The following is a 25,064-nucleotide window of genomic DNA, read 5'->3' as shown; positions in this document are numbered from 1 at the left end:
GGGTCGCTCGGGGCCGCCTCGGTCGTTCCGGTCGTCAGCCGGCGATCTCCCCGACCCGCTGACCGCGCGGGGCCAGCTCGGCGTCGAGCACCGCCCGGAGGTGGGCGAGCTCGTCCGCGTCGCGCGCACCGAGCTCGACGAGGACGTGCGGCGCGCCGTCGGAGGTGCGCACCGCCGCCGCCTGGCGCGGCGTCGTCGTCCGTTCCAGGGTGGTGCGCGGATCGGTGAGCAGGATCCGCACGACGCCGGCGGCGGACATCTCGACGCCGGCCACCTCGGACCACGGGACCGCCAGGCCGCCCGGACCGACGAGGCCGGAGTCCTCCACGAGGAGGTCGATCGCGTCCTCGCCGGTGCGCCGGTCGTTGCGCAGCCGCACGAGGGCCACCAGCGTCCCGCCCGCGCCGATCACGCCGACCGCGCCGAGCAGGAGGATCGCGAACAGTCGGCGCGTGACCTCCCCGGAGACGAGGCCGGCGATGCACACGACGGCCAGCGCCGTGAAGCCGAGCAGGACGAGGAGCTGGCGGCGCACCTTCCTGCGGCGCTCGCCGTCGTCGGCGACGAACCGGGCGAGGACGTCCGTGGCCCGTCCGGCGTCCGGGGTGGTGGGGTCGATCGACATGCTGCTCCTCGGGCTGCGTCGGGCTTGCAGTGCGAGGGTAGTCGCGCGGCGATTGACCGGCGCTCCTGCGTCGGCCTACGCTTCCGTTGTGCAGAAGGTGGATCTCACGAAGTGGAATCCATGCGTGCGATGATGGCGGACCGGCAGGAAGCCGCGGAGCGGTCGGTTGACGGCCCCGCCGAGCGATCGAGGGAGATCAGATGACCGACGAGACGACCTCCGCCCCGCCCCGGCGCGGCATCGCCGACGTCAACGACCCGGAGCGGGTCCGCGCCCAGATCCGCGAGTACCTCGCCGAGCACGGCCAGGCGGCTGCGCGCGAGGACGGCCCGGCCGGCAGGCGCGAGGACGGCACGGCGGACCTCGTCGTGCGCGGGCGCCGCGTGCACGGCCCGGACGGGTTCGCCTCGCGCGAGGTCGCGGTGCGGGACGGGCGCATCGTGGCCGTCGAGCCCCTCGGCGCCGGCCTGGTCGGCGACACCGTGATCGAGCTGGCGGACGACGAGGTCCTCCTGCCCGGCCTCGTGGACGCCCACGTCCACGTCAACGAGCCCGGCCGCACCGAGTGGGAGGGCTTCGCGAGCGCGACCCGCGCCGCTGCCGCCGGCGGCGTCACCACGATCGTCGACATGCCGCTGAACTCGATCCCGTCGACCGTCAACCGGCCGGCGCTGGAGTACAAGCGCCTCGTCGCGGCGCCGCAGGTCTTCGTCGACGTCGGCTTCTGGGGCGGCGCCGTCCCCGGCAACGTGCCGGACCTCGCGGACCTGCACGAGGACGGCGTGTTCGGCTTCAAGTGCTTCCTGTCCGGCTCGGGCGTGGACGAGTTCCCCCACCTCGAGGCCGACGAGCTCGAGGAGCACCTCACCGAGCTGACCCGCCTCGGCGCGATGATGATCGTCCACGCCGAGGACGACCGCTCGATCGGCCGGGCACCCGCCGCCGCGGGCGCCGGCTACGGCAGCTTCCTCGCGTCCCGCCCGCGCGGCGCCGAGAACCTGGCGATCGCCCAGCTCGTCGAGCGCACCCGCTGGACCGGCGGCCGCAGCCACGTCCTGCACCTGTCCTCCTCCGACGCCCTGCCGATGCTGCGCAGCGCGAAGGCCGACGGCGTCGACATCACCGCCGAGACCTGCCCGCACTACCTGGCCCTGAGCGCCGAGGAGGTCGCGGACGGCGCCACCACGCACAAGTGCTGCCCGCCGATCCGCGAGGAGAGCAACCGGGAGCTCCTCTGGGAGGGGCTGCTCGACGGCACGATCGACTACGTGGCCAGCGACCACTCGCCCTCGACCGTCGAGCTCAAGGATCTCGAGCGCGGCGACTTCGCCGTCGCGTGGGGCGGGATCTCCTCGGTCCAGCTCGGGCTGCCGATCGTGTGGACCGAGGCCCGCCGCCGGGGCATCGCCCTCGAGCGGGTCGTCGAGTGGATGTCCTCCCGCCCCGCGGACCGGCTGGGCCTGGTGCGCAAGGGGCGCATCGCCCCCGGGCAGGACGCCGACCTCGCGGTGCTCGCACCGGACGAGGAGTTCGTCGTCGTCGCCACGGAGCTGCGCCACCGCAACCCGATCTCCGCCTACGACGGCAAGGAGCTCGCCGGCCGGGTGCGACGCACGTTCGTGCGCGGCGCCGAGGTCGACGCCGAGACCCCGCGGGGCCGGCTCCTGCGCCGCGGGGCCGACTGACGCCTACCGGTGGATGCCGCCCAGGCCGAGCGGGGCGTGCCGGTTGACGTCCTTGTAGAGCAGGTAGCGGAACGGGGCGGGACCGCCCGCGTAGCAGGCCTGCGGGCAGAAGGCGCGCAGCCACATGAAGTCGCCCTCCTGGACCTCGACCCAGTCCTCGTTGAGCCGGTACACGGCCTGCCCCTGGAGCACGTAGAGCCCGTGCTCCATCACGTGGGTCTCGGCGAACGGGATGATGCCGCCCGGCAGGAACGTCACGATCGTCACGTGCATGTCGTGGCGGACGTCGGTCGGGTCGACGAAGCGCGTCGTGGCCCACCTGCCCTCGGTGTCCGGCATCGGGGTGGGCTCGATGTCGCGCTCGTTGGTCACGAACGACTCGGGCACGTCGACGCCGTCGACCCGCTGGTAGGACTTGCGGATCCACATGAACCGCACGGGCTCCGCGGCGTCGTTGGCCACCGTCCAGGTCTCCCCGGGAGCGAGGAACGCGTAGCCGCCCGGCGTCATGCGGTGCTCTCCGGCTGCCTCGCCCGCGGACTCGCCCAGGGTGAGCGCGAGCTCGCCCTCCATGACGAACAGGACACCCTCGGCGTCCGGGTCCTCCTCGGGGCGCTGCGACCCGCCGCCGGGGGAGACCTCCATGAGGTACTGCGAGAACGTCTCGGCGAACCCGGTCAGCGGGCGCGCGAGCACCCACAGCCGGGTGCCGCTCCAGTGCGGCAGGTTCGAGGTGACGATGTCCCGCTGGGTGCCGCGCGGGATGACGGCGTACGCCTCGCGGAACATGGCGCGGTCGGTGAGCAGGTCGGTCTGCGGCGGGTGGCCGCCGTGGGTGGCCCAGTACGTCGGCTCGGTCATCGGTGATCCTTCCGGGTCGGCTCTCTCGGCATGCTGCCACGGGCCCGCGGGCGTCCGCCCCCCGGATCGGCGAGGATCGTTGTTGACAGCGCCGATCCGGTGCCCATACGTTGCAATAGACGGAAGTTATATTCCGCTATCCGAAACTATCACGAGGTAGACGCATGACGACCACCCTGAGCACCTTCAACGACGACGCGGACGCCGCCCGCGAGACGCTCCTGGCCTGCGTGCGCGTACCGCGCTGGGCCGACGAGATCGTCGCCGGCCGCCCGTACGCGGGTGTCGACGACGTGCTGCACGCCGCCCGGACCGCCGCCGAGCCGTGGACCGACGACGAGGTCGACGGCGCCCTGGCCCGCCACCCGCGCATCGGCGAGCGGGCGAGCGGCGACGACGCCGACGCGGCCCACTCCGCGCGCGAGCAGTCCGGGGTCGACGCCGGGGACGCCTCCGTCGCCGAGCGGCTCCGCGCCGGCAACCTCGCCTACGAGGAGCGGTTCGGCCACGTCTTCCTCATCCGTGCCGCCGGCCGGGACGCCGAGGAGATCCTCGCCGCCCTCGAGCAGCGCCTGACCAACGACCCCGCCACCGAACGTCGCGTCGCCGCCGAGCAGCTGCGCGAGATCGCCGTCCTTCGACTCCAGGGAGAACTGTCATGACCTCGCACGTCACCACCCACGTCCTCGACGCCGTCACCGGGGTCCCGGCCGCCGGCATCGCCGTTCGCCTGCAGCGCCTCGACGGCGACGCCGCCACCGACGTGGCGAGCGGCACGACGAACGAGGACGGCCGCATCGGCGACCTCGGCCCCGAGGCGCTCGAGGCGGGCACCTACCGCATCTCGTTCGCCTCGGGCGACTACTTCCGAGCCCAGGGTCGGGAGACGTTCTTCCCGTCGGTGACGATCGACTTCTTCGTCGAGGCCGGTCGCGACCACTACCACGTGCCCTGCCTGCTCAGCCCGTTCGCCTACTCGACCTACCGCGGCAGCTGAGCGGTCCGACGGGCCCCCGCGCGCGCCTCGCCCGCGCGTTTTCAACCACCGCGTGGAACTTCACGATACGAAATTGGTCTTCCAGAATATTGCCGACCGGGTGTCGCGAGAGTAGTCTCGACCGCACGCGCCGGGGATGTCGTGAGGCCCCGTACGCGGACGCGACGGCCGTTCGGCCGGGGATGCGCACTCCCCACGCACGACGCTGCAGCTCGACAAGGAAGTGAGCAATGGCCCGCATCACGGTGAACGTCAACGGTGAGGACCGCGAGATCGACGGCGCCCCCGTGCACACGAACCTCCTCGACTGGCTGCGCTCGCTCGGCCTGACCGGGGCGAAGGAGGGGTGCGCCGAGGGTGAGTGCGGCGCGTGCGCGGTACTCGTGGCCCGCCCCGACGGCGAGGACCGCACCCGGTGGACCTCCGTCAACGCCTGCCTCCCGCCGGCGCTGGCCTTCGACGGCCAGGAGATCGTCACGAGCGAGGGCCTGGGCACCGCCGAGGGCGCCTGCGCCGTCGAGGACCTGCACCCCGTCCAGCGCGAGATGGCCGACCGCGGCGGGTCGCAGTGCGGCTACTGCACGCCCGGCTTCATCTGCTCGATGGCCGCGGAGTACTACCGCCCCGAGCGCACCGGCGCCCCCGCCGACGTCGAGGTCAACGTCGCCGCGGGTTCCGGCGGCGCCGACGGGAGCGTCGGCACCGTCACCGGGTCCACCCCCGAGGGCACGACGACGGTCGTGGAGACCGGCGCGGTTCCCGCGGACACCAGCGACGCCCACGCCCACGAGGTGGGCCCCAACGGCTTCGACATCCACTCCCTGTCCGGCAACCTCTGCCGCTGCACCGGCTACCGGCCCATCCGCGACGCTGCCTACGCGCTGGGCTCCCCGGAGGCGCAGGACCCGCTCGTGCAGCGGCTCGACTCCGCCGGGCCGGCCGCGCGCCCCACGGTCTACGCCGCGGGCGAGGCCGAGTTCGTCCGGCCCGCGACCCTCGCCGACCTCCTCGACCGGCTCGCCGAGCAGCCGGACGCGCAGATCGTGGCCGGGTCGACCGACGTCGGCGTCGAGCTCAACATCCGCCACACGCGTCCGCCGGTGCTGCTCGCGGTCGACCGGCTCGCCGAGCTGCGCGGCCTCACCCGGACCCCGGACCACGTCGAGATCGGCGCGGCCCTCACGCTCTCGGAGGTCGAGCGAGACCTCGACGGCGAGATCCCGATCCTCGCCGAGCTCTTCCCGCTGTTCGCCTCGCGCCTCATCCGCAACGGCGCCACGTTCGGCGGCAACCTCGGCACCGGCTCGCCCATCGGCGACGCGCCGCCGGCGCTGCTCGCGCTCGGGGCCTCCCTCGTGCTGGCCTCCCGCGGCGGCGAGCGCGTGGTCGACCTGGCCAAGTACTTCACCGGCTACCGCCAGACCGTGCGCGAGCCCGGCGAGATCATCAAGGCGGTGCGGATCCCGCTGCCGCTCGCGCCGACGACCGCGTTCTACAAGATCGCCAAGCGACGCTTCGACGACATCTCGAGCGTCGCCGTCGCGATCGCCGCCCGGATCGAGGACGGCCTCGTGTCGGACATCCGGATCGGCGTCGGCGGCATCGCCGCCACCCCCGTCCGGGCGCTCGCCACCGAGGACGCCCTGCGGGGCCGCCCGTGGACCGAGGAGACCGTCTCGGCGGCGGCCCAGGTCATGTCCGGCGAGGGCACCCCGATGGACGACCACCGTGCGAGCTCGCGCTACCGCAGCGCGATGCTCGGTCAGGCCCTGTGCCGCTTCTATGTCGAGAACAGCCCGTCCGAGGTCCTGGAGGTGGCCCGATGAGCGCCCTGTCAGAGCGTCCCGTCAACCCGGTGGTCGGCCGGAGCGTCCCGCACGAGAGCGCGTCGCTGCACGTCACCGGCACCGCCCTGTACACGGACGACCTCACGGTCTCCACGCGCGGGGTCCTGCACGCCTGGCCGGTACAGGCACCGCACGCACACGCGCGCATCACGTCCCTGCGGCCCGAGCCCGCCTACGACGTCCCCGGCGTCGTGCGGGTGCTCACGGCGGACGACGTCCCCGGCACCAACGACGCCGGTACGAAGGCCGACGAGCCCCTGTTCCCGCCGGAGGTCATGCACCACGGGCACGCCGTGTGCTGGGTGCTCGGCGAGACCCTCGAGGCCGCCCGGCTCGGCGCCGAGGCCGTCGAGGTCGACTACGAGCCGCTGCCCTCCACGCTCAGCCTGACGGAGGCCATCGCCACGGAGTCGTTCCAGGGCTCGCGGCCGACGATCGTCCGAGGCGACGCCGAGTCGGCCCTCGCGACCGCGGCCCACCGCTTCTCCGGCGAGTTCGAGTTCGCCGGCCAGGAGCACTTCTACCTCGAGACGCAGGCCGCGCTCGCCAAGGTCGACGAGGGCGGGCAGGTCTTCGTCCAGTCCTCCACCCAGCACCCCTCGGAGACGCAGGAGATCATCGCCCACGTCCTCGGCCTGCACAACCACGCCGTGACCGTCCAGAGCTTGCGGATGGGCGGCGGTTTCGGCGGCAAGGAGGCCCAGGCCAACGGGCCGGCCGCCGTCGCCGCCCTCGGCGCCGTGCTCACGGGCCGTCCGGTGCGCGTGCGCTACACCCGCACGCAGGACCTGACGATGACCGGCAAGCGGCACGGCTTCCACGCCACGTGGGACATCGGGTTCGACGAGGACGGCAGGATCGTGGGGCTGGACGCCACCCTCACGGCCGACGGCGGATGGTCCCTCGACCTGTCCGAGCCGGTCCTCGCCCGGGCGCTGTGTCACATCGACAACGCCTACTTCATCCCCGACGCCCGCATCCACGGGCGCATCGCGCAGACCCACAAGCAGTCGAACACCGCGTTCCGCGGCTTCGGCGGCCCGCAGGGCGCGCTCGTCATGGAGGACATCCTCGGCCGGTGCGCCCCGCTGCTGGGCATCGAGCCGGGCGAGCTGCGCCGCCGGAACTTCTACGCGCCCGGCCAGTCCACGCCCTACGGGACGCCCGTGCGGCACGCCGAGCGGCTCGAGGCCCTGTGGCAGCAGGCGCTCGACTCCTCCGACCACGCCGAGCGGACGGCCCGCGTGGCCGAGTTCAACGCGAGCCACCGGTTCACCAAGCGGGCGATCGCGATGACTCCGGTGAAGTTCGGCATCTCGTTCAACCTCACGGCCTTCAACCAGGCCGGGGCGCTCGTGCACGTGTACAAGGACGGCTCGGTGCTCATCAACCACGGCGGCACCGAGATGGGGCAGGGGCTGCACACGAAGATGCGGCAGGTCGCCGCCACCGCCCTGGGTGTCAACCTCGAGGACGTGCGGCTCGCACCGACCCGCACCGACAAGGTGCCCAACACCTCTGCGACGGCGGCCAGCACTGGCGCCGACCTCAACGGCGGTGCGGTGAAGAACGCCTGTGAGCAGATCCGCGGCAACATGGCCGAGGTCGCCGCCCGGCAGTTCAACTGCCACCCCGAGGACGTGCGGTTCTCCGGCAGCCGGGTCACCGCGCTGGGCGTGGGCGACGCCGAGCTGACGTTCGCCGAGCTGGCCCACAAGGCGTACTTCCAGCGCGTGCCGCTGTTCGCGGCCGGCTACTTCCGCACGCCCGGCCTGCACTGGGACGCCAAGACGTTCCAGGGTGAGCCCTTCCGGTACTTCGCCTACGGCGTGGCCGTCTCCGAGGTCGAGGTCGACGGCTTCGACGGCGCCTACCGCTTCCTGCGCACCGACATCGTGCACGACGTCGGGGACAGCCTCTCCCCGCTCGTCGACGTCGGGCAGGTCGAGGGCGGCTACGTCCAGGGCGTCGGCTGGCTCACGCAGGAGGAGCTGGTCTGGGACCAGTCGGACTCCGACAAGCGGGGCCGGCTCGCCACCCAGGCCGCGAGCACGTACAAGCTGCCGAGCTTCTCCGAGATGCCCGAGGAGCTCAACGTGCACTTCCTCGAGCGCGCGGAGGAGACCGGGGTGGTCTACGGCTCCAAGGCCGTCGGCGAGCCGCCGCTGCTGCTCGCGTTCGCGGTGCGCGAGGCGCTGCGCGAGGCGGTGGCCGCATTCGGCCCGGGCGGCCGCGAGGTGCGGCTCGCGAGCCCCGCGACCCCCGAGGCCGTCTACTGGGCGATCGAGGCCGCCCGAGCACCCGGCGACGACGTCGACGGCGTCCCGGGATCCCCGGCCACGGCCGGGGTGCACCACGGCGCCGACGCGAACGGTGCCGAGACGAACGGTGCCGAGACCAACGGCGCCGCGACCCGGAGCGACACCTCTCGCCCGGCCGCGACACCGGTCCCGGTCGCGGGGGCCTGATGGACTGGCTCGCCGCGCTGCAGCTCCTCCGCGAGGAGGGGCGGCCCGGCGTGCTCGCCACCGTGCTCACGGTGCGCGGGCACGCCCCGCGCGAGTCGGGCGCCAAGATGGTGGTCGGCGTCGACGGGACCTGGGGCAGCGTCGGCGGGGGCAACCTCGAGGCGAGCGTCGTCGAGCGTGGCCGCGAGGTCATCGTCGAGGGCCTGACCGCGCCCGAGCAGATGTCGTTCGGGCTCAACGAGCACGCCGACAACGCGCACGGCACCCAGTGCTGCGGCGGCGACGTCACCGTGCTGCTCGAGCCGTTCGTCACCCGACCCTCGATCGCCGTGTTCGGCCTCGGGCACGTCGGCCTGGAGCTCGGACGGATCCTCGCACGTCTGCCCGTCTCGCTCCACCTCGTGGACAGCCGGGCGGAGATGGTCGACGCCGAGCGGCTCGCCGACGTCGTCGGGAGCGCCACCGTCCACCGTCACCACGCGCCGGCGCCCGAGGTCGTCCTGCGCGGGCTGCCCGCGGGCACCCACGTGATGATCATGAGTCACGACCACTCCGAGGACCTGTTCCTCTGCGACGCTGCCATCACGCGCGGCGACCTGGGCAGCGTCGGCCTCATCGGGTCGCGCGCCAAGTGGCTGCGCTTCCGGAAGCGGCTGGGCGAGGCCGGCCACGACGCCGCCGCGATCGAGTCGATCCACAGCCCCATCGGGAGCCCCGGCATCTCGGGCAAGACTCCCGAGGTCATCGCCATCAGCGTGGCCGCGTCCCTCGTGCAGGTCCTCGAGGGCGGCGAGATCGCGCGCGGCTGGGGGAGCGGGACCGTCGTCCCGCAGGAATGGACCTCGTCCGACGTCGGACCGGTGACCTCGGCGACCTGAGGGGGATGTGTTGTGCGTGCATCGACGCCTCGCGCTGGCGGCGCCGCGACGGACTGTTGAGCCCTCTCCCTGAAACAAGCCCCGATCCATCGAGGCAACTCCGGAAAGCGATCGCCTCGGCATGTGTGTGATTGGTTCGGCTGGGCCGGGCGTGAGCTATTCGCTCGGGGGTTTCAGGTGATCTCGCGACAAACGTGGGAACGTCCACCTCGACGAAGATCTTTGACGTCGACCAGGTAGCAGGCATACTATCGGCAGTCGAAGTACAGCTCTCACCATACGGAAATCTCGTCATCGATACTCTACTTCTCGCTGAGCAAGGGAGCTCACGATGTCCAACCATGACGGTCACCCGGCAGACCCTTCCGACTCTGGAACCGGAACAAAGGCCCCGGGCCAGGAGACGATGGCCCCTCAGCAGACCCGCATCATGGGTCGAACCTCGTATCTGTTCGCCTGGATGGGCGGATGCGTCTCCATCGGAACCTTCACCATGGGCTCGAGCCTCGTCGGGTCGCTCAATCTCGTCCAGTCGGTCCTCGCGATGGCCATTGGCTGTCTCGTCATCACCATCGGTCTGACCTTCAACGGCGCCAGCGGATACAAGTACGGCATCCCGTTCGTTGTTCAGCTCCGCAGTGCGTTCGGATATGCGGGAACGAAGATCCCCGGCCTGGTCCGTGCCCTGCCTGCCCTGGTGTGGTACGGGTTCCAGAGCTGGATCGGCGCCGGCGCACTCAATGCGGTCACCTCGACCATGTTCGGGTTCGACAACATCGTGGTGTGGTTCATTGTTTTCCAGGGGCTGCAGATCGCACTCTCGGTCCTGGGCTTCCAAGGCATCAAGTGGCTCGAGAACGTCGGCGCCGTCTTTATCCTGGCTGCGCTCGTCTACATGTTCATCAGTGTGATCGACCGCTACGGAGCCGAGCTCAGCGTCGGGATCTCCGGGGCCGAGTGGACATGGGGCGCGTCGTTCTGGGGCGCTACCGTGCTGTTCCTCGGCATCTACGCCACGATGATGCTCAACGTCAGCGACTACTCCCGGGAGCACACGAAGGGCAGCGGTCCAGGGCTGTTGCTGACGATCTACACCATGGCGATCCTCCCAGTGACCCTCTTCATGGGAATGATCGGACTCATGGTCTCCGAGGCCACGGGGGTCGTGGACCCGATCGACGTGTTTGCCAACGCGGTCGACAACCCGCCGCTCCTCGTCATCACGCTCTTGTTCATCGCCTTTGCGCAGGTGACCACGAACGTGCTCAACAACGTGGTGCCTCCCACCTACGTGCTGATGGACATGTTCGGCATGAAGTTCAAGACCGCCGCCGTCCTTGTCGGTGTCCTCGCGCCGGCTACCTTCCCGTGGTTGCTCGTACGTGACGAGTCGGCGGGTGGGCTGCAAGTGTTCGTCCAGACGTACTCGGCGTTCCTCGGTCCCATATTCGCGGTCATGGTCGTCGACTACTACGTCATTCGTCGCCGCCGGCTCGACCTCGACAAGCTGTACGACAAGAGCGGGCCGTTCCGGGGGATCAACTACTCGGCGATCATCGCCGTCGTGGTGGGTGTGGCCATCGCGCTGCCGTTGTCCGAGGTCGGGTGGTACGCGAGTCTGGTCCCGGCCGGCATCGTGTACTACGTGCTCATGCGTACCTGGTCGCACAGCAAGAGATTCCTTCCCACCGCCATCGAGGTGACGGGCCCGGCGCCACGACCGACTCACGAGGGAGGAGAACGTTGATGCGGATCCTCGTCGTCAACGTCAACACGACGGAGTCCATGACCGCCGCCATCGGGGAGCAGGCTCGCAGCGTGGCGGCTGCCACGACCGAGATCGTCCCGCTGACGCCCACCATCGGAGCGGACTCCGTCGAGGGAAACGTCGAGAGCTACCTGGCGGCCGTCGCCGTCATGGACCGCGTCCTGGCGTACTCGGAGCCCTACGACGCCGTCATCCAGGCCGGCTTCGGCGAACACGGCCGGGAGGGCCTCCAGGAGCTGCTGACGGTGCCGGTCGTGGACATTACCGAGGCCAGCGCCCACCTTGCGAGTCTCCTTGGGCATCGGTACAGCGTCGTCACCACCCTCGACCGAACCGTGCCGCTCATCGAGGATCGGTTGCTGCTGGCAGGCCTGCACCACACGTGTGCATCGGTTCGGGCCAGCGGGCTCTCGGTGCTCGAGCTCGAGCGTTCTCCGGAAGCGGCCGTCGAGGCGATCGCGCAACAGGCTCGAGCGGCGGTCGAGCACGACCGAGCCGAGGTGATCGTGCTGGGCTGCGGTGGGATGGTCGGCCTGGAGGCGGCTGTCAAGCGCGAGACCGGGGCCCCTGTGGTCGACGGTGTCGCTGCCGCAGTCAAGCTGGCCGAGGCGCTGGTGGCTCTTGGGCTTACCACGAGCAAGACACGCACCTACGCGCCTCCCCGGGAGAAGACGATCCGTCGGTGGCCGCTTCACCGTCACCTCCGCTCCGACGAGGAGTCGCTGGGCTCGTGACGGGCTGACGTCAGCCGGCCACGAGCGCCCGGGCGGCCGCCGAGTGCTCGGCGACGAGCTCGGCCACGTCGAGCCCCACGACCTGGCCGCCCTCGACCCGCCACTGCCCGCCGACCATCACGCGGTCCGCACGCTCGGTCCCGCACAGCAGGAGTGCGGAGAGCGGGTCATGGCTGCCGGAGAACTGCAGGTCGTCCTGCCGGAACATCGCCAGGTCCGCCTGCTTTCCCGGCGCGAGCACGCCGATGTCGGTGCGGCCCAGCGCACGCGCCGACCCCTGCGTCGCCCAGTCCAGGGCACGGCGCACGGTCACCCGGTCGGCGCCGTAGTGGAGCCGCTGCAGGTACATCGCCTGCCGCACCTCGGTGATCATGTTCGACCCGTCGTTCGACGCGGACCCGTCGACCCCGACGCCGAGCGGCGCGCCGGCGTCCTCGAGCTCGACTCCCCGGCACACGCCGGAGGCGAGCCGCATGTTGGACGACGGGCAGTGCGCCACCGCGGTGCCGGCAGACCCGAGGCGGGCGATCTCGTCGTCGTCGAAATGGATGCCGTGCGCGAGCCACGTGCGGTCCGTCAGCCACCCGACGGACTCGAGGTAGTCGACCGTGCGCATCCCGAACCGCTCGAGGCAGAAGTCCTGCTCGTCGTCGGTCTCGGCGAGATGCGTGTGCAGCCGGACGTCGTTGCGCTCCGCGAGATCGGCGCTGTCGCGCATGATCGACGTTGTCACGGAGAACGGCGAGCACGGCGCGAGGGCGATCTGCACCTGCGCGCCGTCGCCGCGCTCGTGGTGGGTGTCGATGAGCCGCTGCGAGTCGGCGAGGATCGTGTCCGGGTCCTCGACGACGGACTGCGGCGGGAGGCCACCGTCCCGCTCGCCGAGCGTCATCGAGCCGCGCGTGAGCATCGCGCGCATGCCGAGCCGCCGCGTCACCTCCGCCTGGATGTCGACGGCGTCCTCGAGCCCGCCGGGGAAGATGTAGTGGTGGTCGGCCGCCGTCGTGCATCCCGAGCGCAGGAGCTCGGCCATGGCGACCGTCGTCGCCAGCTCGAGCGCCCGGGGGTGCAGCCGGGCCCAGACGGGGTAGAGGTTGACGAGCCAGGGGAACAGCGGGACGTCGGCGACCGGCCCCCAGGCCCGCGTGAGCGTCTGGTAGAAGTGGTGGTGCGTGTTGATCAGACCGGGCACGACGACGTGCTCGCTCGCGTCCACCACCTGCTGCGGCTCGATCGTCGGTGCCCCGCCGGACGGGACGAGCTCGAGGACCGTGCCGGTGGTGGGGTCGACGACGAGGCCGCCCCCGGCATCGTCCGGCGTGCCGGTGTGGGTGGCGAGCGGGTTCTTGATCCAGATGCTCACGTGGTGCTCCAGTCTCGATGCGGGGGGTGCTCGTTGCGGGTGGTGCGGCTGGAACGCCTCGACCGTCCAGGTGCCGAGCTCGGCACCTGGACGGTCGGTGCGCTGGTGCCTAGACGAAGAAGACGTATCTCACGGCGAGCAGGATGGCGACGACGTAGAGCACCGGGTGCACCTTGCGGATGCCGCCGGTGAACATCTGGATCGCGCAGTAGCTGATGACGCCGATGCTCACGCCGTTGGCGATCGAGAACGTCAGCGGCATGACGATGATCGTGAGGAAGGAGGGCACGCCCTCGGCGATCTCGTCCCAGTCGATGTGCCGGATCCCGTCCATCATCATCGCGCCGACGAGGACGAGGATCGGTGCGGTGGCGGCGCCGGGGACGGCGCCCATGACCGGCCACAGCAGCATCGAGGCGGCGAACAGGATTCCGGTGAACGACGAGCTGACGCCGGTGCGCCCGCCGTCCTGGATGCCGGACGCGCTCTCGACGTAGGCACTCACGGTCGACGTGCCGAGCGTCGCGCCGACCATCGTGGCCAGTCCGTCCATCGAGAAGGCCGTCTTCGCCCGCGGCATGTCGCCGGTCTCCGAGAGGTGGCCGGACTTCTGCGCGAGACCGGTCAGGGTCCCGGTCGCGTCGAAGAAGTCGACGAAGAAGAACGTGAACACGACGCTGAACAGCCCGATCCCGATGGCGCCGGCGATGTCGAGCTGTCCGACGAGGTCGGAGGGCCACACCGGAGCGGCGACGATGCCGTCGGTGAAGCCCTGGAACGCCTGCGGCGTGCCGTCGGCGGACGAGTAGACCTCGGCGCGGGAGATGATCGCGATGATCGCGGAGGCGATGATGCCCCACAGGAGCGCGCCCTTGATCCGCAGCTGCAGCAGGACGGCGGTGATGAGCAGCCCGACGACGGCGATCCAGGCGTCCGGCGCGGTGAGGTCGCCGAGGGTGACGAGCGTGGCCTCGTCGGTGATGACGAGGCCGGCGTTGCGCAGCCCGAGGAACGCGAGGAAGCAGCCGATGCCGGCCATGATGGCGAGCTTGAGGCTCATGGGGATCGCCATGACGATCGCCTTGCGGGCGCCGACGACGCTGAGCACCACGAAGAGGATGCCGGAGATGAACACTGCACCGAGCGCGGTCTGCCACTCCACGCCCATCCCCAGCACCACGGTGAAGGAGAAGAAGGCGTTGAGACCCATGCCGGGTGCCTGAGCGAACGGGTACCGCGCGATCACCCCCATGAGCAGACAGCCGATGGCGGCGGCCATCGCCGTGGTCATGAGGAGCTGGACCTGCCCGTTCGGGATGTCGATCGCCGCCCCGAGCACCTCGGGGTTGACGAAGAGGATGTAGCTCATCGTGAGGAACGTGACGAGGCCCGCGCGCAGCTCGCGCGGGATCGTCGAACCCGAGGCGGTGATGCCGAACCACCGGTCGAGCCATCCCTTGGGTGCGGGCTTCTCGGGACTGTCCGCGACGTCGGCCGGACGCGTCGTCGCGTCGGCGTGGTCGCGTGTGGCGCTGCGGGTCCGGTCGGACCTCGCGTCCTTCTTGCTGGTCATGCGGGCCTCCATGGGCGTACGTGTCGCGCTGAGGACTGCGGACGGGGTGGCTGCTGCGGTGACGTGCGGGTCAGGCGCGGGGACCGTCGGCGACGTCGCCGCCGATCCACACGGTGTCGATGTCGGCAGGGGTGCCGAGGGCGAAGATCTTCGCCAGCGCATCGGTCGGGTCGCTCGCGTGGCGCAGCGCGGTGCGCAGGGCGCCACGCGGGCCGGGCCGCAGCAGCACGGCGTCGAGCTGCTTGCCGACCGACAGGTCGCCGACGCTCTCGTCCAGGCCGAGCGCGGTGGCTCCCGAGCGCGTGGCGAGGTGCAGCAGGTCCGGGGCCGCGAGCGGCACGCCGTCCGCCCCGAGCAGCTGCTGCGCGAAGTAGGCCTGCAGCCCCTCCTTGAGGAGGCTGAAACCGGTCCCGGCCCCGACGTCGGAGCCCAGCGCCACGCGCACGCCCGCCGCGAGGTGCGCGCGCAGCGGGAAGAGCCCGCTGCCGAGCGCCGCGTTGGAGGTGGGGCAGTGGGCCACTGCGGCTCCCGCCGCGCCGAGCACCTCGAGGCCGTGCGGCGTCGGGTGGACGTTGTGGGCGAACACCGAGCGCTCGCCGATGAGACCGTGCTGGTCGTAGGTGTCCACGTAGTGCCGGGCGTCGGGGAACAGCTCGCGGACGTCGGCGATCTCCTGGACGTTCTCGTTGACGTGCGTCGTGAACCACGTGTCGTCACCGAGGAGCTCCCCGCACGCGGCGAGCATCTCGTCCGTCGTCGAGAGGGCGAACCTGGGCGTGACCGCGTACCGCAGACGTCCCCGTCCGTGCCAGCGCTCCGCGAGGCGCCGCCCGGCCGCGAGCGACTCCTCGGGGGTCGTCAGGAGCTCGCCCGGCAGCGTCCGGTCCGACACGACGAGCCCGGAGGTGACGCGCAGCCCCGTCGCCTCGGCCTCGGTGAACAGGGCGTCCACCGCGCCCTCGAAGTGGGAGCCGAACACGAGCGCCGTCGTCGTGCCCGCACCGAGCAGGCCGTCGACGAAGTCCCGGGCGACCCCGCGGGCGTACGTCGGGTCGGAGAGCCGGGCCTCCTCGGGCAGCGCGCAGGCATCGAGCCAGTCGAGCAGCGGCATCCCGAGGCCGCCGATGGCCCGTACCTGCGGGTAGTGGACGTGGGTGTCGACCAGTCCGGGCAGCAGCACGCCGTCACGGATGTCGACGACGTCGTGCTCGGGGTGCTCGGCCCGCGCGGTCGCGTAGTCGGTGCGGGCGACGATCGTGCCGCCCTCGACGACGAGCGCGCAGTCCTCGTGGGAGCGCAGCTCGGCGGGTCGGTCGGTCGCGGTCGGGTCGCCCGGGGTGTCGAGGACCAGTGCGCGGTAGATCGTCACGTGCGCACCGCCTCGTGGTCGAGGCAGGCAGGGGAGTGTCGTGTCGGCGCCATCGCCATTCGCTCCTGTACGCAGCCGGCGTCACCCGAGGGCGGAGGCTGCAGCAGCGGCACGGTTGAGGTCTGCACCGCGCCGATGGTTATCCATGCCGGGAACAACGACGCGTCGTGCAGGGACGTTAGCGGGGCGGCGCTCGACACGCAAGAGGTTATGGAAGGGAACTTTCGGAACGCGGAAGCGATCGGTGGTCGCGTCCGCGTCTTGTCAGGACCAGAATCCCGCGTGCGCCCGGGCGGCCTCGTCCTCGAGGTGGGGGCCCGAGACGGCGACCTCCCGCTGGCCGCGCGCGAAGACCTCGCGGCAGGGCAGGTCGAGCGTCGGGTTCTCCGGATGGGACCCGGTCAGCTCGAGCAGGCGGGACTCGCTCAGCGCGTAGACCACGCGGTCGATCCCGGTCCAGTAGGCCGCCCCGGCGCACATGGCGCACGGCTCGGCGCTCGTGTACAGCGTGCTGCCGCGCATGCCCTCGGGGCCCACCGCGCGGGCGGCCGAGGCGACGGCGAGCAGCTCGGCGTGCTGCGTCGGGTCCCCGTCCGGGCCGGTCGAGCGGTTCGCGGCCTCGGCGAGGGGCCGGCCGTCGGCGGCGACGACGGTCGCGGCGAACGGGTGCCGGCCGTCCGCGCGGGCCGCGGCGGACCGGTCGACGGCCTCGCGCAGCCGGCGCAGGTCCTCGGGGGTGGCCGGGGCGTTCGCCCTGGGCGACGTCATGTCTGGCTCCTTCGCGGCGGTCGGTAGGGGCGTCGTCCGCCACCGTAACGGCCCTCGAGGAGCCCTTGCCCGCGGTCTTGACACGCCCCCGGCACCCCCGTAGGTTGATGCCGCATGGTGGACTAGTTATTCCGCCACATGAAAATGACATTGTCGTCAGCGGGGCCGCCCGACACCGACGATCTTCGCCCGGACGCGACGCGCGGGTGGATCGCGTCCGGTCGACCGCCGCCCGGACGGCACCGCACGCACCATCGAGGGAGCTGGGCATGACCGAGAGCACCACCGCCACCACGGACACCGGTCGGATCGTCCTGGGTGAGAACCAGTACGGCAAGGCCGAGGTCCGCCTCGTCAAGGTCGACCGCCAGGAGGCGCGCCACTGCATCACCGACCTGTCGGTGACCTCCCAGCTCCGCGGCGACTTCACCGTGGCCCACACCGAGGGCGACAACAGCCCCGTCGTGGCCACCGACACCCAGAAGAACACGGTCTTCGGCCTGGCCCGCGACGGCATCGGCTCGCCCGAGGCGTTCGGCCTGCGCCTGGCCGAGCACTTCACCAGCTCCTTCGACTGGGTCTCCGGCGGGCGCTGGCTCGTCAAGGAGCACACGTGGGAGCACATCCCCACCTCGCTGGACCGGAACTCCACCGACGGTGAGCACAACCACTCCTTCGTCCGCACCGACGTCGAGACCCGGACCGCCCTCGTCCAGCGCCACGGCGCGGACACGTTCGTCGTGGCCGGCCTGGAGGACCTGGCGGTGCTGAAGTCGACCGGGTCGGAGTTCCACGGCTTCCCGCGCGACCGCTTCACCTCGCTCGTCGAGACGACCGACCGCGTGCTCGCGACCTCGGTGACCGCGAAGTGGCGCTACCTCGACACCGCGATCGACTTCAACGCCGTCTACGACGACGTGCGCCGCATCCTGCTCGAGACCTTCGCCGACGTCCACTCGCTCGCGCTCCAGCAGACCCTGTTCGAGATGGGCAGGCGTGCGCTCGAGGCGCACCCGGAGATCGCGGAGTTCCGCTTCTCCATGCCGAACCTCCACCACTTCCTCGTGGACCTGGACCAGTACGGGCTCGACAACCCGAACGAGGTCTTCTATGCCGCCGACCGCCCCTACGGCCTCATCGAGGCCGAGGTCCGCCGCGACGGGGTCGCCCCCGAGCCGCGCGCCTGGGCCACCTCTGCGGGCTTCTGCTGAAACCTGCGAGCGTCACGCAGCGACCCACCCACCTGAGCAAGGGAGCCAGGATGAATACGACCACGTCCGACGACGTCGTGAAGGGCCAGCGCCCCGAGGACGAGACCTACCCGCCCGGACGGACACTGCTGTACGGGTTGCAGCACGTCCTGACGATGCTCGGCGGGATCGTCGCGCCGCCCATCATCGTCGGCCAGGCCGCCGGGCTGAGCGCCACCGACATGGGGATCCTCATCTCCGCAGGACTGCTCGTCAGCGGTCTCGGCACGCTGCTGCAGACGCTCGGGCTGCCGTTCTTCGGCTCGCAGCTGCCGGTGGTGCAGGGGATCTCGTTCGTCTCCGTCTCCACGATGGTCGCCGTCGTCTCCGGCGGGGGCAGCATCACCACGATCTTCGGTTCCGTCCTCGTGGCGGGGGCGATCGGGCTCATCGTCTCCCCGTTCTTCTCCCAGGTCGTCCGCTTCTTCCCGCCCGTCGTCACGGGCACCATCATCACGACCATCGGCATCTCGCTGCTCCCGGTGGCGGCCGGCTGGATGATGGGCAGCAGCGACGCAGACCCGGACTGGGGCTCCGCGGGCAACATCGGGCTGGCGATGTTCACGCTCATCGTCATCCTCGTGCTCAGCAGGTTCGCCTCGGGCACCCTTTCCCGACTGTCGATCCTGCTCGGGCTCGTCATCGGTACGGCCTTCGCCGCCGCCATCGGGATGGCTGACTTCTCGGCGGTCGGGGACGGCGACACCTTCGCGCTGCCCTCGCTGTTCCACTTCGGCATGCCGACGTTCGAGGTCGGGGCCATCATCTCGATGACCGTCGTCATCTTCATCGCGATGACCGAGACCGTGGCGGACATCCTCGCGGTCGGCGAGATCATCGACACCAAGGCCGACTCACGCCGCGTCGGTGACGGCCTGCGCTCGGACATGATCACGACCGTCGTCGCGCCGGTGCTCAACACCTTCCCGGTGACGACCTTCTCCCAGAACGTCGGGCTCGTCGCGATCACGGGCATCAAGAGCCGGTTCGCCGTCGCCGCCGGTGGTGGCGTGCTCGTGCTGTTCGGGCTCGTGCCGCTGCTCGGCCGAGTCGTCGCCGCCATCCCCAACCCGGTCCTGGGAGGCGCCGGGGTCGTGCTCTTCGGCTCGGTCGCGGTCGCGGGCATCCGGACGCTGTCGAAGGTGAAGTACGACGGCAACCTCAACCTCACCCTCGTCGCGACGGCGCTCGCCTTCGGTGTCATCCCGATCGCGATGCCCAGCTTCTACGACGACTTCCCCACCTGGGTGGGCATGATCTTCCACTCGGGCATCAGCGCGGCCGCGATCGTCGCGGTCATCCTCAACCTGTTCTTCAACGAGTTCCGCTGGGGCCGGCGCGAGGACCCCTCGGTGTTCACGGCCGGCTCGACCGCCCGAGCCAACGTCGCCGGCGACGTCCAGGAGCGGCGCTCGGCCTACTTCGCGCAGCTCGACCGGCGCAGGAAGGCCGAGCATGAGGCGCGGGAGCAGGCGGAACGGACCGTACGCCGGCGGTCCGGGCACGGGCGGCGTTCCGGCTCCGCCTCGGCGATCGACCGCGAGGCCGACCGGGCGAGCGACGCTGAGCTCGCGTGGCCGCACCTGCGGGACGAACCGCGACGATGACCGGGCGCCGGTCGGTCACGGGCCGGGGGTCACCCGTCGGTGCCGTCGGCCGGCCGGTGCAGCCCGGCCGCCTCGGCCACCTGCCGGCGGACCCGGGTGAGCAGTCCCGCCATCCCCTGGAGCCGGAGCGGGCTGACGACGTCGGCCAGCGCCAGCCGGGAGGGCAGGTCCGCGGGCACGGCCAGCACCTCGCCCGCGGTCGCACCGGCGAGCCCCGCGGTGACGATGCCAGCGAAGCCCCGCGTCACCGGGGCCTGCGGCGCGGCGGAGACGTGGATCGTCACCGGGGCGTCCGTCCCGGTGCCTGCCACCTCGGCGCGCACGAAGACCGGGGCCTGGCACTCGCGGACGGCCTCGAGCAGCTCGGGGTGGTCGCGGAGCCGCTGGGGGAGCTCCGGGAGGTCGTCGCCCAGCTCGACGAGCAGCTGGACCCGTTCGGGTGCGGGGAGCGCACCCAGGTCGCGGGCGATGTCCGCGAGTGCCGGACGCAGGTCGTGCAGGTCGTCGTCGGTCATCGTGCCCCTCCGTCAGGCCGACGGGAGCAGGTCGGTGGCGATCGCCGCGGCGACCTCGTGCAGGATCGGTACCGCCCGGCGGCCGAAGTCGTCGGTCACCCGGGGTGCCGGACCCGAGACGGACAGCGCGGTCGGCGTCGGTGCCCCTGGTACGGAGACGGCGTAGCAGCGCACGCCGGCCTCCTGCTCCTCGTCGTCGATCGAGTAGCCGCGGTCGCGGATCGTGTCGAGCTCGACGAGCAGATCCTCGAGCGACTCGATCGAGCGTTCCGTGTGCGAGGGCATGCCCACGCGGCCGACGATCTCGCGCACCGTCACCTCGGGGAGCTCCGAGAGGACCATCTTCCCCACGCCCGTGCAGTGGCAGTACACGCGGCGGCCCACCTCCGTGAACGTCCGCATCGAGCGCGAGGAGGCCGCCTGGGCGACGTACACGGCCATGTCCCGGTCGATCATCGCGAGGTTGGCGCTCTCGCCGAGCTCGCGCGCCACCCGCTCGAGGTGGGGGCGGGCGCCGACGCCGAACTGCCGGCCTGCGCTCTCGCCGAGCCGGATGAGGCGCGGGCCCAGCGTGTAGCGCCGCGAGGCAAGCTGCCGGGCGTACCCACGGTCGACCATCGTGCGCAGGATGCGGTGGATGGTGGGCAGGGGCAGCTCGGAGGCCTCGGCGAGCTCGCTCAGCGCCGCGTCACCCCCCAGGTCCGTGAGGAGCTCGAGGAGGTCGATCGCGCGGTCCACGGACTGGACGCCGGAGCTGGAGGCCATCATCTCTTCCTGGTCTGTGAGGGTGCTGCCGAGGACGGGCCGGGGCTGCCGCACCGCCCGTCGACCTCTCCATACTTCCATATGACGGAACTCACCGTCCGAACGATCGGAGTGCAACCATGACCAGCTCGAGCCCCTCCCTGGCGCCGGAGACCCTCGCCGAGGTCGACGCGATGCTCGCCGGAGCCGACGAGCGCCTCGAGGCGGACTACCCGGGCGACGACGGCACGCGCCAGCCGGTGCACACCGTGTACGTGCCGGCGCACCGCTTCCGCGCCGGGCTCGCGCGCGAATGGGGCACCCAGTCGCTCGAGGTGATCGAGCGCGGCGGCGGGACGTCCGCGCTGCTCGAGGCCGTCGGCGTGCCCGACGAGCTGCGCGAGAGCGTCGGCGCCCTGGTGACGGACAAGCTGGCCACCGAGCCGGTCGAGGACCTGCGCATCGACCTCGAGGACGGGTACGGGGATCACGGCGACGCCGAGGACGACGACGCGCTCGCGGCCGCCCGCGCGGTGCGCGCCGAGATCGACGCCGGGACGTCCACCCCGTTCGTCGGCATCCGCTTCAAGTGCCTCGAGCGCGCGACGAGGGCGCGCGGCGTGCGCACCCTCGATCTCGTGGTCGGCGAGCTCGCGTCGTCCGGCCCGCTCCCGGACGGGTTTGTCCTCACGCTGCCGAAGGTCACGTCGGTCGAGCAGGTCGAGGCGATGGTGGTGCTGTGCGAGCGGCTCGAGGCGGTCCACGGCCTGCCCGCCGGCCGGCTGCGGTTCGAGATCCAGGTCGAGACGCCGCAGGCGGTCCTCGGCGCGGACGGCACGGCGCTGGTGGCGCGGATGATCCACGCCGGTGCGCCGCGCGTGACCGGGCTGCACTATGGGACGTACGACTACTCCGCCTCGCTCGGCATCGCCGCCCGCTACCAGTCGATGGAGCACCCGGCGGCGGACCACGCGAAGGCGGTCATGCAGCTGGCCGCGGCCGGCACCGGCGTGCGGCTCTCGGACGGCTCGACCAACGTCCTGCCCGTCGGCGACGCGGACCAGGTGCGCGCGGCGTGGTCCCTGCACGGCCGGCTCGTGCGCCGCTCGCTCGAGCGCGGCTACCACCAGGGCTGGGACATGCACCCCGGGCACCTGCCGGGACGGTTCGCCGTGACCTACGCCTACTACCGCGAGGGATTCCTGTCCGCGGCGCAGCGCCTGCGCGCCTACCTCTCGAAGGAGGAGGGCGCCGTGATGGACGAGCCCGCGACGGCGCGCGCGCTGGCGTGGTTCCTCGCCCGCGGCCTCGACTGCGGCGCGATCTCCGCCGCCGAGGTCGAGGGGTCCGTCGGCGCCGGTGCGGACGAGGTCGACGCGCTCGCCGGCCGGCCCCCCGGCCGGCGGCACTGAGGGAGGCGCTCGATGGCGACGACCAGGAGCGGGGGCGTGCAGTCCGTCGAGCGCGCCTTCCACGTGCTGGAGCTCATCGCGGCGGCGGGCGGCGAGGCGACGATCAGCGAGCTCTCGGCCGCCGCCGACCTGCCGCTCCCGACGATCCACCGGTTCCTGCGCACCATGGTCGGGCTCGGCTACGTGCGCCAGTCGCCGGACCGCCGGTACACGCTCGGTGCCCGGCTGGTCCCGCTCGGCGAGGCGGCGAACCGGCGGCTCGGCGCGGTCGGGCGGCCGGTGCTCCAACGGATCGCCGAGGAGCTGGGGGAGAGCGCGAACATGGCCACGCTCGACGGCCAGACGATCGTGTACGTCGGCCAGGTGCAGTCCACCCGGTCGATGCGGATGTTCACCGAGGTCGGGCGCCGCGCGCTCGCCCACGCGACCGGGGTCGGGAAGGCCATCCTGGCGACGATGCCGGACGACGAGGTCGAGCGCGTGGTCGGCCGGCAGATCGACCGGCCGACGGAACGGGCATCCGCGACGCTCGAGGAGCTCGTCGAGCGCCTCGACGTGGTGCGGGCGCAGGGCTACTCCGTCGACGACGAGGAGCAGGAGATCGGCGTGCGCTGCTACGCCGTGGCCGTGCCGGGGGACCACGTGCGCTGCGGAATCTCGGTCTCGGGTCCCACCTCCCGGGTCGACGACGCCTTCGGGCGGCGGGCCGTGCCGCTGCTCCACGACGCGGCCGAGCAGCTGGCGCGCGCGCTGAGCCCCGAGCTCACCGGAGCCGTGCACTGACGGTTGACCACCCTCGGGCACCCTGCTAGCGTTTTCGACATCAGGAAGTAAACATCCACAAAGCGGAAAAGGAACCTGATGGCCGACGACGTCCTGTACACCGTCAACTGCTCGATCCTGCTCACCGACCTGCCGCTCCTCGAGCGTCCGGCCGCCGCGCGGGCCGCCGGCTTCACCGGCGTCGAGCTGTGGTGGCCGTTCCCCACCTCGACCCCCGACCAGGCCGAGGTCGACGAGCTCGTCCGCGCGCTCGCCGACGCCGGCGTGCAGCTGACGGGCCTCAACTTCAACGCCGGCGACATGCCCGGCGGCGACCGTGGCCTGATCTCCTGGCCCGCGCGCTCGGACGAGCTGCGCGCGAACCTCGACGTCGTCACCACGATCGGCGAGCGCACCGGCTGCCGCGCCTTCAACGCGCTGTACGGCAACCGGGTCGATGGCGAGGACCCGGCGGCCCAGGACGACCTCGGTGCCGAGAACCTCGCCCTGGCCGCCCGGGCCGTCGACCGCATCGGCGGCACCGTCCTCCTCGAGCCCGTCTCCGGCGCGGACGCCTACCCGCTGAAGACGTCCGCCGACGTCGTGGGCGTCCTCGACCGGGTGCGCGACGAGCACGGCGCGACCAACCTCGGCCTCCTCCTCGACGTGTACCACCTGGCCGTCAACGGGGCCGACGTGGACGCCGAGATCGCCCGGTACGCGGACCGCGTCGCCCACGTCCAGATCGCCGACGCCCCCGGGCGCGGCGCCCCCGGCAGCGGCGAGCTGCCGATCACGCGCTGGATCGACGACATCCGCGCCACCGGCTACGCCGGCCCGGTCGGGCTGGAGTACAAGACCTCCGACGCCGACCCGTTCGCCTGGCTCCCGCGCGAGCAGCGCTCCGCCTGACCACCCACCACCTCCGACAAGGGGAGAGACCAATGAGCACCATCGCCTTCATCGGCCTCGGCATCATGGGCAGCCCGATGGCCGTCCACCTGCAGAACGCCGGGCACGACGTGCGGGGCTACAACCGCACCCCCGACAAGACCGCCCCCCTCGTCGAGGCCGGCGGCACCGCCGCCTCCTCGGTGGCAGAGGCCGTGACCGGTGCCGACGTCGTCGCCGTCATGGTCCCGGACTCGCCCGACGTGACGGACGTCCTCACCGGCGAGGACGGCGTGTACGCCAACGCCGCGCAGGGCACTCTCGTCATCGACTTCTCCTCGATCCGCCCCGACGTCACCGTCGAGCTCGCCGAGGCGGCCCGCGAGAAGGGCATCCGCCTCCTCGACGCCCCGGTGTCCGGCGGCGAGGCCGGCGCGAAGAACGCGGCGCTGTCGATCATGGTGGGCGGTGCGGACGAGGACTTCGCCGCCGCCAAGGAGATCTTCGACGTCGTGGGCAAGACGATCGTCCACGTCGGACCGTCCGGTTCCGGCCAGACCGTCAAGGCGGCCAACCAGCTCATCGTCGCCGGCAACATCGCGCTGCTGGCCGAGGCCGTCGTCTTCCTCGAGGCCTACGGCGTCGACACGACGGCCGCGATCGAGGTGCTGGGCGGCGGGCTCGCCGGCTCGGCCGTGCTCGACCAGAAGGCGCAGAAGATCCTCGACCGCTCCTTCGATCCCGGCTTCCGGATCGACCTGCACCACAAGGACCTGGGCATCTTCACGTCCGCCGCGCGCGAGGAGGGCGTCGTCGCCCCCGTCGGCGCGCTCGTCGGCCAGCTCATGGCCGCCGCCCGGGCCGCCGGGGACGGCCAGCTCGACCACTCCGGCCTGTTCCAGACCATCGCCCGCCTGTCCGGGCGCGAGTGACCCACCGAACCACAA

At 71.8% G+C, this 25,064-nt stretch carries 22 protein-coding genes; 14 read left to right on the top strand and 8 right to left on the bottom strand.

The features are described from left to right. Nucleotides 1-34: 34 nt before the first annotated feature. Nucleotides 35-625 (bottom strand): hypothetical protein, encoded by a 591-nt coding sequence (locus ACZLKG_RS14935; RefSeq protein WP_425709250.1) that lies wholly within the window; start codon nucleotides 623-625, stop codon nucleotides 35-37. Between the two features lie 200 nt (nucleotides 626-825). Between ACZLKG_RS14935 and allB the strand changes: the two genes are divergently transcribed. After that, a complete protein-coding gene (gene allB, locus ACZLKG_RS14930) occupies nucleotides 826-2,310 on the top strand; it encodes an allantoinase AllB (RefSeq protein WP_463649156.1) in 1,485 nt (494 codons plus the stop codon). Between the two features lie 3 nt (nucleotides 2,311-2,313). Here the strand turns inward: allB and ACZLKG_RS14925 are convergent, their stop codons facing one another. After that, nucleotides 2,314-3,171: a bifunctional allantoicase/(S)-ureidoglycine aminohydrolase gene (locus tag ACZLKG_RS14925; protein ID WP_463649155.1), complete on the bottom strand. Its 858-nt coding sequence runs from the start codon at nucleotides 3,169-3,171 to the stop codon at nucleotides 2,314-2,316. A 164-nt stretch (nucleotides 3,172-3,335) separates the two neighbouring features. Here ACZLKG_RS14925 and uraD point away from each other — a divergent pair, with 164 nt between their 5' ends. The 7 genes from uraD to ACZLKG_RS14890 all read left to right on the top strand — a co-directional run bounded on the left by uraD (nucleotide 3,336) and on the right by ACZLKG_RS14890 (nucleotide 11,863). After that, entirely contained in the window at nucleotides 3,336-3,833 is a 498-nt protein-coding gene (uraD, locus tag ACZLKG_RS14920; RefSeq protein WP_463649154.1) for a 2-oxo-4-hydroxy-4-carboxy-5-ureidoimidazoline decarboxylase, read from the top strand. Then, on the top strand, nucleotides 3,830-4,168 hold the full coding sequence (uraH, locus tag ACZLKG_RS14915; protein WP_425709246.1) for a hydroxyisourate hydrolase: 339 nt from the start codon (nucleotides 3,830-3,832) through the stop codon (nucleotides 4,166-4,168). The genes uraD and uraH overlap by 4 nt, the downstream gene beginning before the upstream one ends. A 230-nt stretch (nucleotides 4,169-4,398) precedes the next feature. After that, nucleotides 4,399-5,994, top strand: a complete 1,596-nt coding sequence (locus tag ACZLKG_RS14910; protein ID WP_463649153.1) for a xanthine dehydrogenase small subunit — start codon at nucleotides 4,399-4,401, stop codon at nucleotides 5,992-5,994. Next, entirely contained in the window at nucleotides 5,991-8,483 is a 2,493-nt protein-coding gene (gene xdhB / locus ACZLKG_RS14905) for a xanthine dehydrogenase molybdopterin binding subunit (protein WP_463649152.1), read from the top strand. The genes ACZLKG_RS14910 and xdhB overlap by 4 nt, the downstream gene beginning before the upstream one ends. Further along, complete coding sequence (gene xdhC / locus ACZLKG_RS14900; protein WP_463649151.1) at nucleotides 8,483-9,361, top strand: xanthine dehydrogenase accessory protein XdhC; 879 nt, start codon at nucleotides 8,483-8,485, stop codon at nucleotides 9,359-9,361. Before xdhB ends, xdhC begins: the two co-directional genes overlap by 1 nt. Nucleotides 9,362-9,692: 331 nt before the next feature. Next, nucleotides 9,693-11,108: an NCS1 family transporter gene (locus ACZLKG_RS14895; RefSeq protein WP_463649150.1), complete on the top strand. Its 1,416-nt coding sequence runs from the start codon at nucleotides 9,693-9,695 to the stop codon at nucleotides 11,106-11,108. After that, the gene (locus tag ACZLKG_RS14890; RefSeq protein WP_463649149.1) at nucleotides 11,108-11,863 is read left to right on the top strand and encodes an aspartate/glutamate racemase family protein; all 756 of its coding nucleotides are present in this window, start codon (nucleotides 11,108-11,110) and stop codon (nucleotides 11,861-11,863) included. Before ACZLKG_RS14895 ends, ACZLKG_RS14890 begins: the two co-directional genes overlap by 1 nt. A gap of 10 nt (nucleotides 11,864-11,873) precedes the next feature. Here ACZLKG_RS14890 and ACZLKG_RS14885 read toward each other — a convergent pair whose 3' ends face one another. The 4 genes from ACZLKG_RS14885 to ACZLKG_RS14870 all read right to left on the bottom strand — a co-directional run bounded on the left by ACZLKG_RS14885 (nucleotide 11,874) and on the right by ACZLKG_RS14870 (nucleotide 16,936). Further along, a complete protein-coding gene (locus ACZLKG_RS14885) occupies nucleotides 11,874-13,226 on the bottom strand; it encodes an 8-oxoguanine deaminase (protein ID WP_463649148.1) in 1,353 nt (450 codons plus the stop codon). 109 nt (nucleotides 13,227-13,335) lie between these two features. Next, nucleotides 13,336-14,799, bottom strand: coding sequence for an NCS2 family permease (locus tag ACZLKG_RS14880; protein WP_425709238.1), 1,464 nt, complete (start codon nucleotides 14,797-14,799; stop codon nucleotides 13,336-13,338). A 70-nt stretch (nucleotides 14,800-14,869) separates the two neighbouring features. Beyond that, complete coding sequence (gene guaD, locus ACZLKG_RS14875) at nucleotides 14,870-16,168, bottom strand: guanine deaminase (RefSeq protein ID WP_425709237.1); 1,299 nt, start codon at nucleotides 16,166-16,168, stop codon at nucleotides 14,870-14,872. 264 nt (nucleotides 16,169-16,432) lie between these two features. Continuing rightward, on the bottom strand, nucleotides 16,433-16,936 hold the full coding sequence (locus ACZLKG_RS14870; RefSeq protein WP_425709236.1) for a nucleoside deaminase: 504 nt from the start codon (nucleotides 16,934-16,936) through the stop codon (nucleotides 16,433-16,435). 269 nt (nucleotides 16,937-17,205) lie between these two features. Here ACZLKG_RS14870 and pucL point away from each other — a divergent pair, with 269 nt between their 5' ends. Together pucL and ACZLKG_RS14860 are read left to right on the top strand one after the other, a co-directional pair. Further along, entirely contained in the window at nucleotides 17,206-18,147 is a 942-nt protein-coding gene (pucL, locus tag ACZLKG_RS14865) for a factor-independent urate hydroxylase (protein ID WP_463649147.1), read from the top strand. Nucleotides 18,148-18,197: 50 nt separating this feature from the next. Then, nucleotides 18,198-19,793 carry a nucleobase:cation symporter-2 family protein gene (locus ACZLKG_RS14860; RefSeq protein ID WP_463649146.1) on the top strand — a complete coding sequence of 532 codons (1,596 nt, stop codon included), beginning with the start codon at nucleotides 18,198-18,200 and terminating at the stop codon, nucleotides 19,791-19,793. Between the two features lie 29 nt (nucleotides 19,794-19,822). On the opposite strand, the gene ACZLKG_RS14855 is transcribed toward ACZLKG_RS14860, so the two are convergent. Continuing rightward, a complete protein-coding gene (locus tag ACZLKG_RS14855) occupies nucleotides 19,823-20,308 on the bottom strand; it encodes a SufE family protein (RefSeq protein WP_425709233.1) in 486 nt (161 codons plus the stop codon). A gap of 12 nt (nucleotides 20,309-20,320) precedes the next feature. Continuing rightward, nucleotides 20,321-21,073 (bottom strand): IclR family transcriptional regulator, encoded by a 753-nt coding sequence (locus ACZLKG_RS14850; RefSeq protein ID WP_425709232.1) that lies wholly within the window; start codon nucleotides 21,071-21,073, stop codon nucleotides 20,321-20,323. A gap of 119 nt (nucleotides 21,074-21,192) precedes the next feature. Here ACZLKG_RS14850 and ACZLKG_RS14845 point away from each other — a divergent pair, with 119 nt between their 5' ends. The 4 genes from ACZLKG_RS14845 (at nucleotide 21,193) to ACZLKG_RS14830 (ending at nucleotide 25,049) form a co-directional block, all read left to right on the top strand. Continuing rightward, nucleotides 21,193-22,464: a DUF6986 family protein gene (locus ACZLKG_RS14845; protein ID WP_463649145.1), complete on the top strand. Its 1,272-nt coding sequence runs from the start codon at nucleotides 21,193-21,195 to the stop codon at nucleotides 22,462-22,464. 12 nt (nucleotides 22,465-22,476) lie between these two features. Then, nucleotides 22,477-23,247, top strand: a complete 771-nt coding sequence (locus tag ACZLKG_RS14840; RefSeq protein ID WP_463649144.1) for an IclR family transcriptional regulator — start codon at nucleotides 22,477-22,479, stop codon at nucleotides 23,245-23,247. A gap of 78 nt (nucleotides 23,248-23,325) precedes the next feature. Continuing rightward, nucleotides 23,326-24,138, top strand: a complete 813-nt coding sequence (locus ACZLKG_RS14835) for a hydroxypyruvate isomerase family protein (protein WP_425709229.1) — start codon at nucleotides 23,326-23,328, stop codon at nucleotides 24,136-24,138. 32 nt (nucleotides 24,139-24,170) lie between these two features. Continuing rightward, the gene (locus ACZLKG_RS14830) at nucleotides 24,171-25,049 is read left to right on the top strand and encodes a 2-hydroxy-3-oxopropionate reductase (protein WP_463649143.1); all 879 of its coding nucleotides are present in this window, start codon (nucleotides 24,171-24,173) and stop codon (nucleotides 25,047-25,049) included. Nucleotides 25,050-25,064: the final 15 nt, after the last annotated feature.

Source organism: Georgenia sp. Z2081 (assembly GCF_055326445.1).
The sequence above is the reverse complement of the archived record's forward strand: the minus strand, read 5'-3'. Positions and strand labels throughout refer to the sequence as shown.

What these genes read in the sequence shown, in the direction of transcription:
- ACZLKG_RS14830 (WP_463649143.1), top strand. Translation starts at nt 24,171, where the DNA reads ATGAGCACCATCGCCTTCATCGGCCTCGGCATCATGGGCAGCCCGATG.
- xdhB (WP_463649152.1), top strand. Translation starts at nt 5,991, where the DNA reads ATGAGCGCCCTGTCAGAGCGTCCCGTCAACCCGGTGGTCGGCCGGAGC.
- ACZLKG_RS14925 (WP_463649155.1), bottom strand. Translation starts at nt 3,171, where the DNA reads ATGACCGAGCCGACGTACTGGGCCACCCACGGCGGCCACCCGCCGCAG.
- ACZLKG_RS14850 (WP_425709232.1), bottom strand. Translation starts at nt 21,073, where the DNA reads ATGGCCTCCAGCTCCGGCGTCCAGTCCGTGGACCGCGCGATCGACCTC.
- ACZLKG_RS14895 (WP_463649150.1), top strand. Translation starts at nt 9,693, where the DNA reads ATGTCCAACCATGACGGTCACCCGGCAGACCCTTCCGACTCTGGAACC.
- ACZLKG_RS14910 (WP_463649153.1), top strand. Translation starts at nt 4,399, where the DNA reads ATGGCCCGCATCACGGTGAACGTCAACGGTGAGGACCGCGAGATCGAC.
- ACZLKG_RS14855 (WP_425709233.1), bottom strand. Translation starts at nt 20,308, where the DNA reads ATGACCGACGACGACCTGCACGACCTGCGTCCGGCACTCGCGGACATC.
- ACZLKG_RS14845 (WP_463649145.1), top strand. Translation starts at nt 21,193, where the DNA reads ATGACCAGCTCGAGCCCCTCCCTGGCGCCGGAGACCCTCGCCGAGGTC.
- uraD (WP_463649154.1), top strand. Translation starts at nt 3,336, where the DNA reads ATGACGACCACCCTGAGCACCTTCAACGACGACGCGGACGCCGCCCGC.
- ACZLKG_RS14870 (WP_425709236.1), bottom strand. Translation starts at nt 16,936, where the DNA reads ATGACGTCGCCCAGGGCGAACGCCCCGGCCACCCCCGAGGACCTGCGC.
- ACZLKG_RS14880 (WP_425709238.1), bottom strand. Translation starts at nt 14,799, where the DNA reads ATGACCAGCAAGAAGGACGCGAGGTCCGACCGGACCCGCAGCGCCACA.
- ACZLKG_RS14860 (WP_463649146.1), top strand. Translation starts at nt 18,198, where the DNA reads ATGAATACGACCACGTCCGACGACGTCGTGAAGGGCCAGCGCCCCGAG.
- pucL (WP_463649147.1), top strand. Translation starts at nt 17,206, where the DNA reads ATGACCGAGAGCACCACCGCCACCACGGACACCGGTCGGATCGTCCTG.
- ACZLKG_RS14890 (WP_463649149.1), top strand. Translation starts at nt 11,108, where the DNA reads ATGCGGATCCTCGTCGTCAACGTCAACACGACGGAGTCCATGACCGCC.
- xdhC (WP_463649151.1), top strand. Translation starts at nt 8,483, where the DNA reads ATGGACTGGCTCGCCGCGCTGCAGCTCCTCCGCGAGGAGGGGCGGCCC.
- uraH (WP_425709246.1), top strand. Translation starts at nt 3,830, where the DNA reads ATGACCTCGCACGTCACCACCCACGTCCTCGACGCCGTCACCGGGGTC.
- ACZLKG_RS14935 (WP_425709250.1), bottom strand. Translation starts at nt 625, where the DNA reads ATGTCGATCGACCCCACCACCCCGGACGCCGGACGGGCCACGGACGTC.
- ACZLKG_RS14840 (WP_463649144.1), top strand. Translation starts at nt 22,477, where the DNA reads ATGGCGACGACCAGGAGCGGGGGCGTGCAGTCCGTCGAGCGCGCCTTC.
- ACZLKG_RS14835 (WP_425709229.1), top strand. Translation starts at nt 23,326, where the DNA reads ATGGCCGACGACGTCCTGTACACCGTCAACTGCTCGATCCTGCTCACC.
- allB (WP_463649156.1), top strand. Translation starts at nt 826, where the DNA reads ATGACCGACGAGACGACCTCCGCCCCGCCCCGGCGCGGCATCGCCGAC.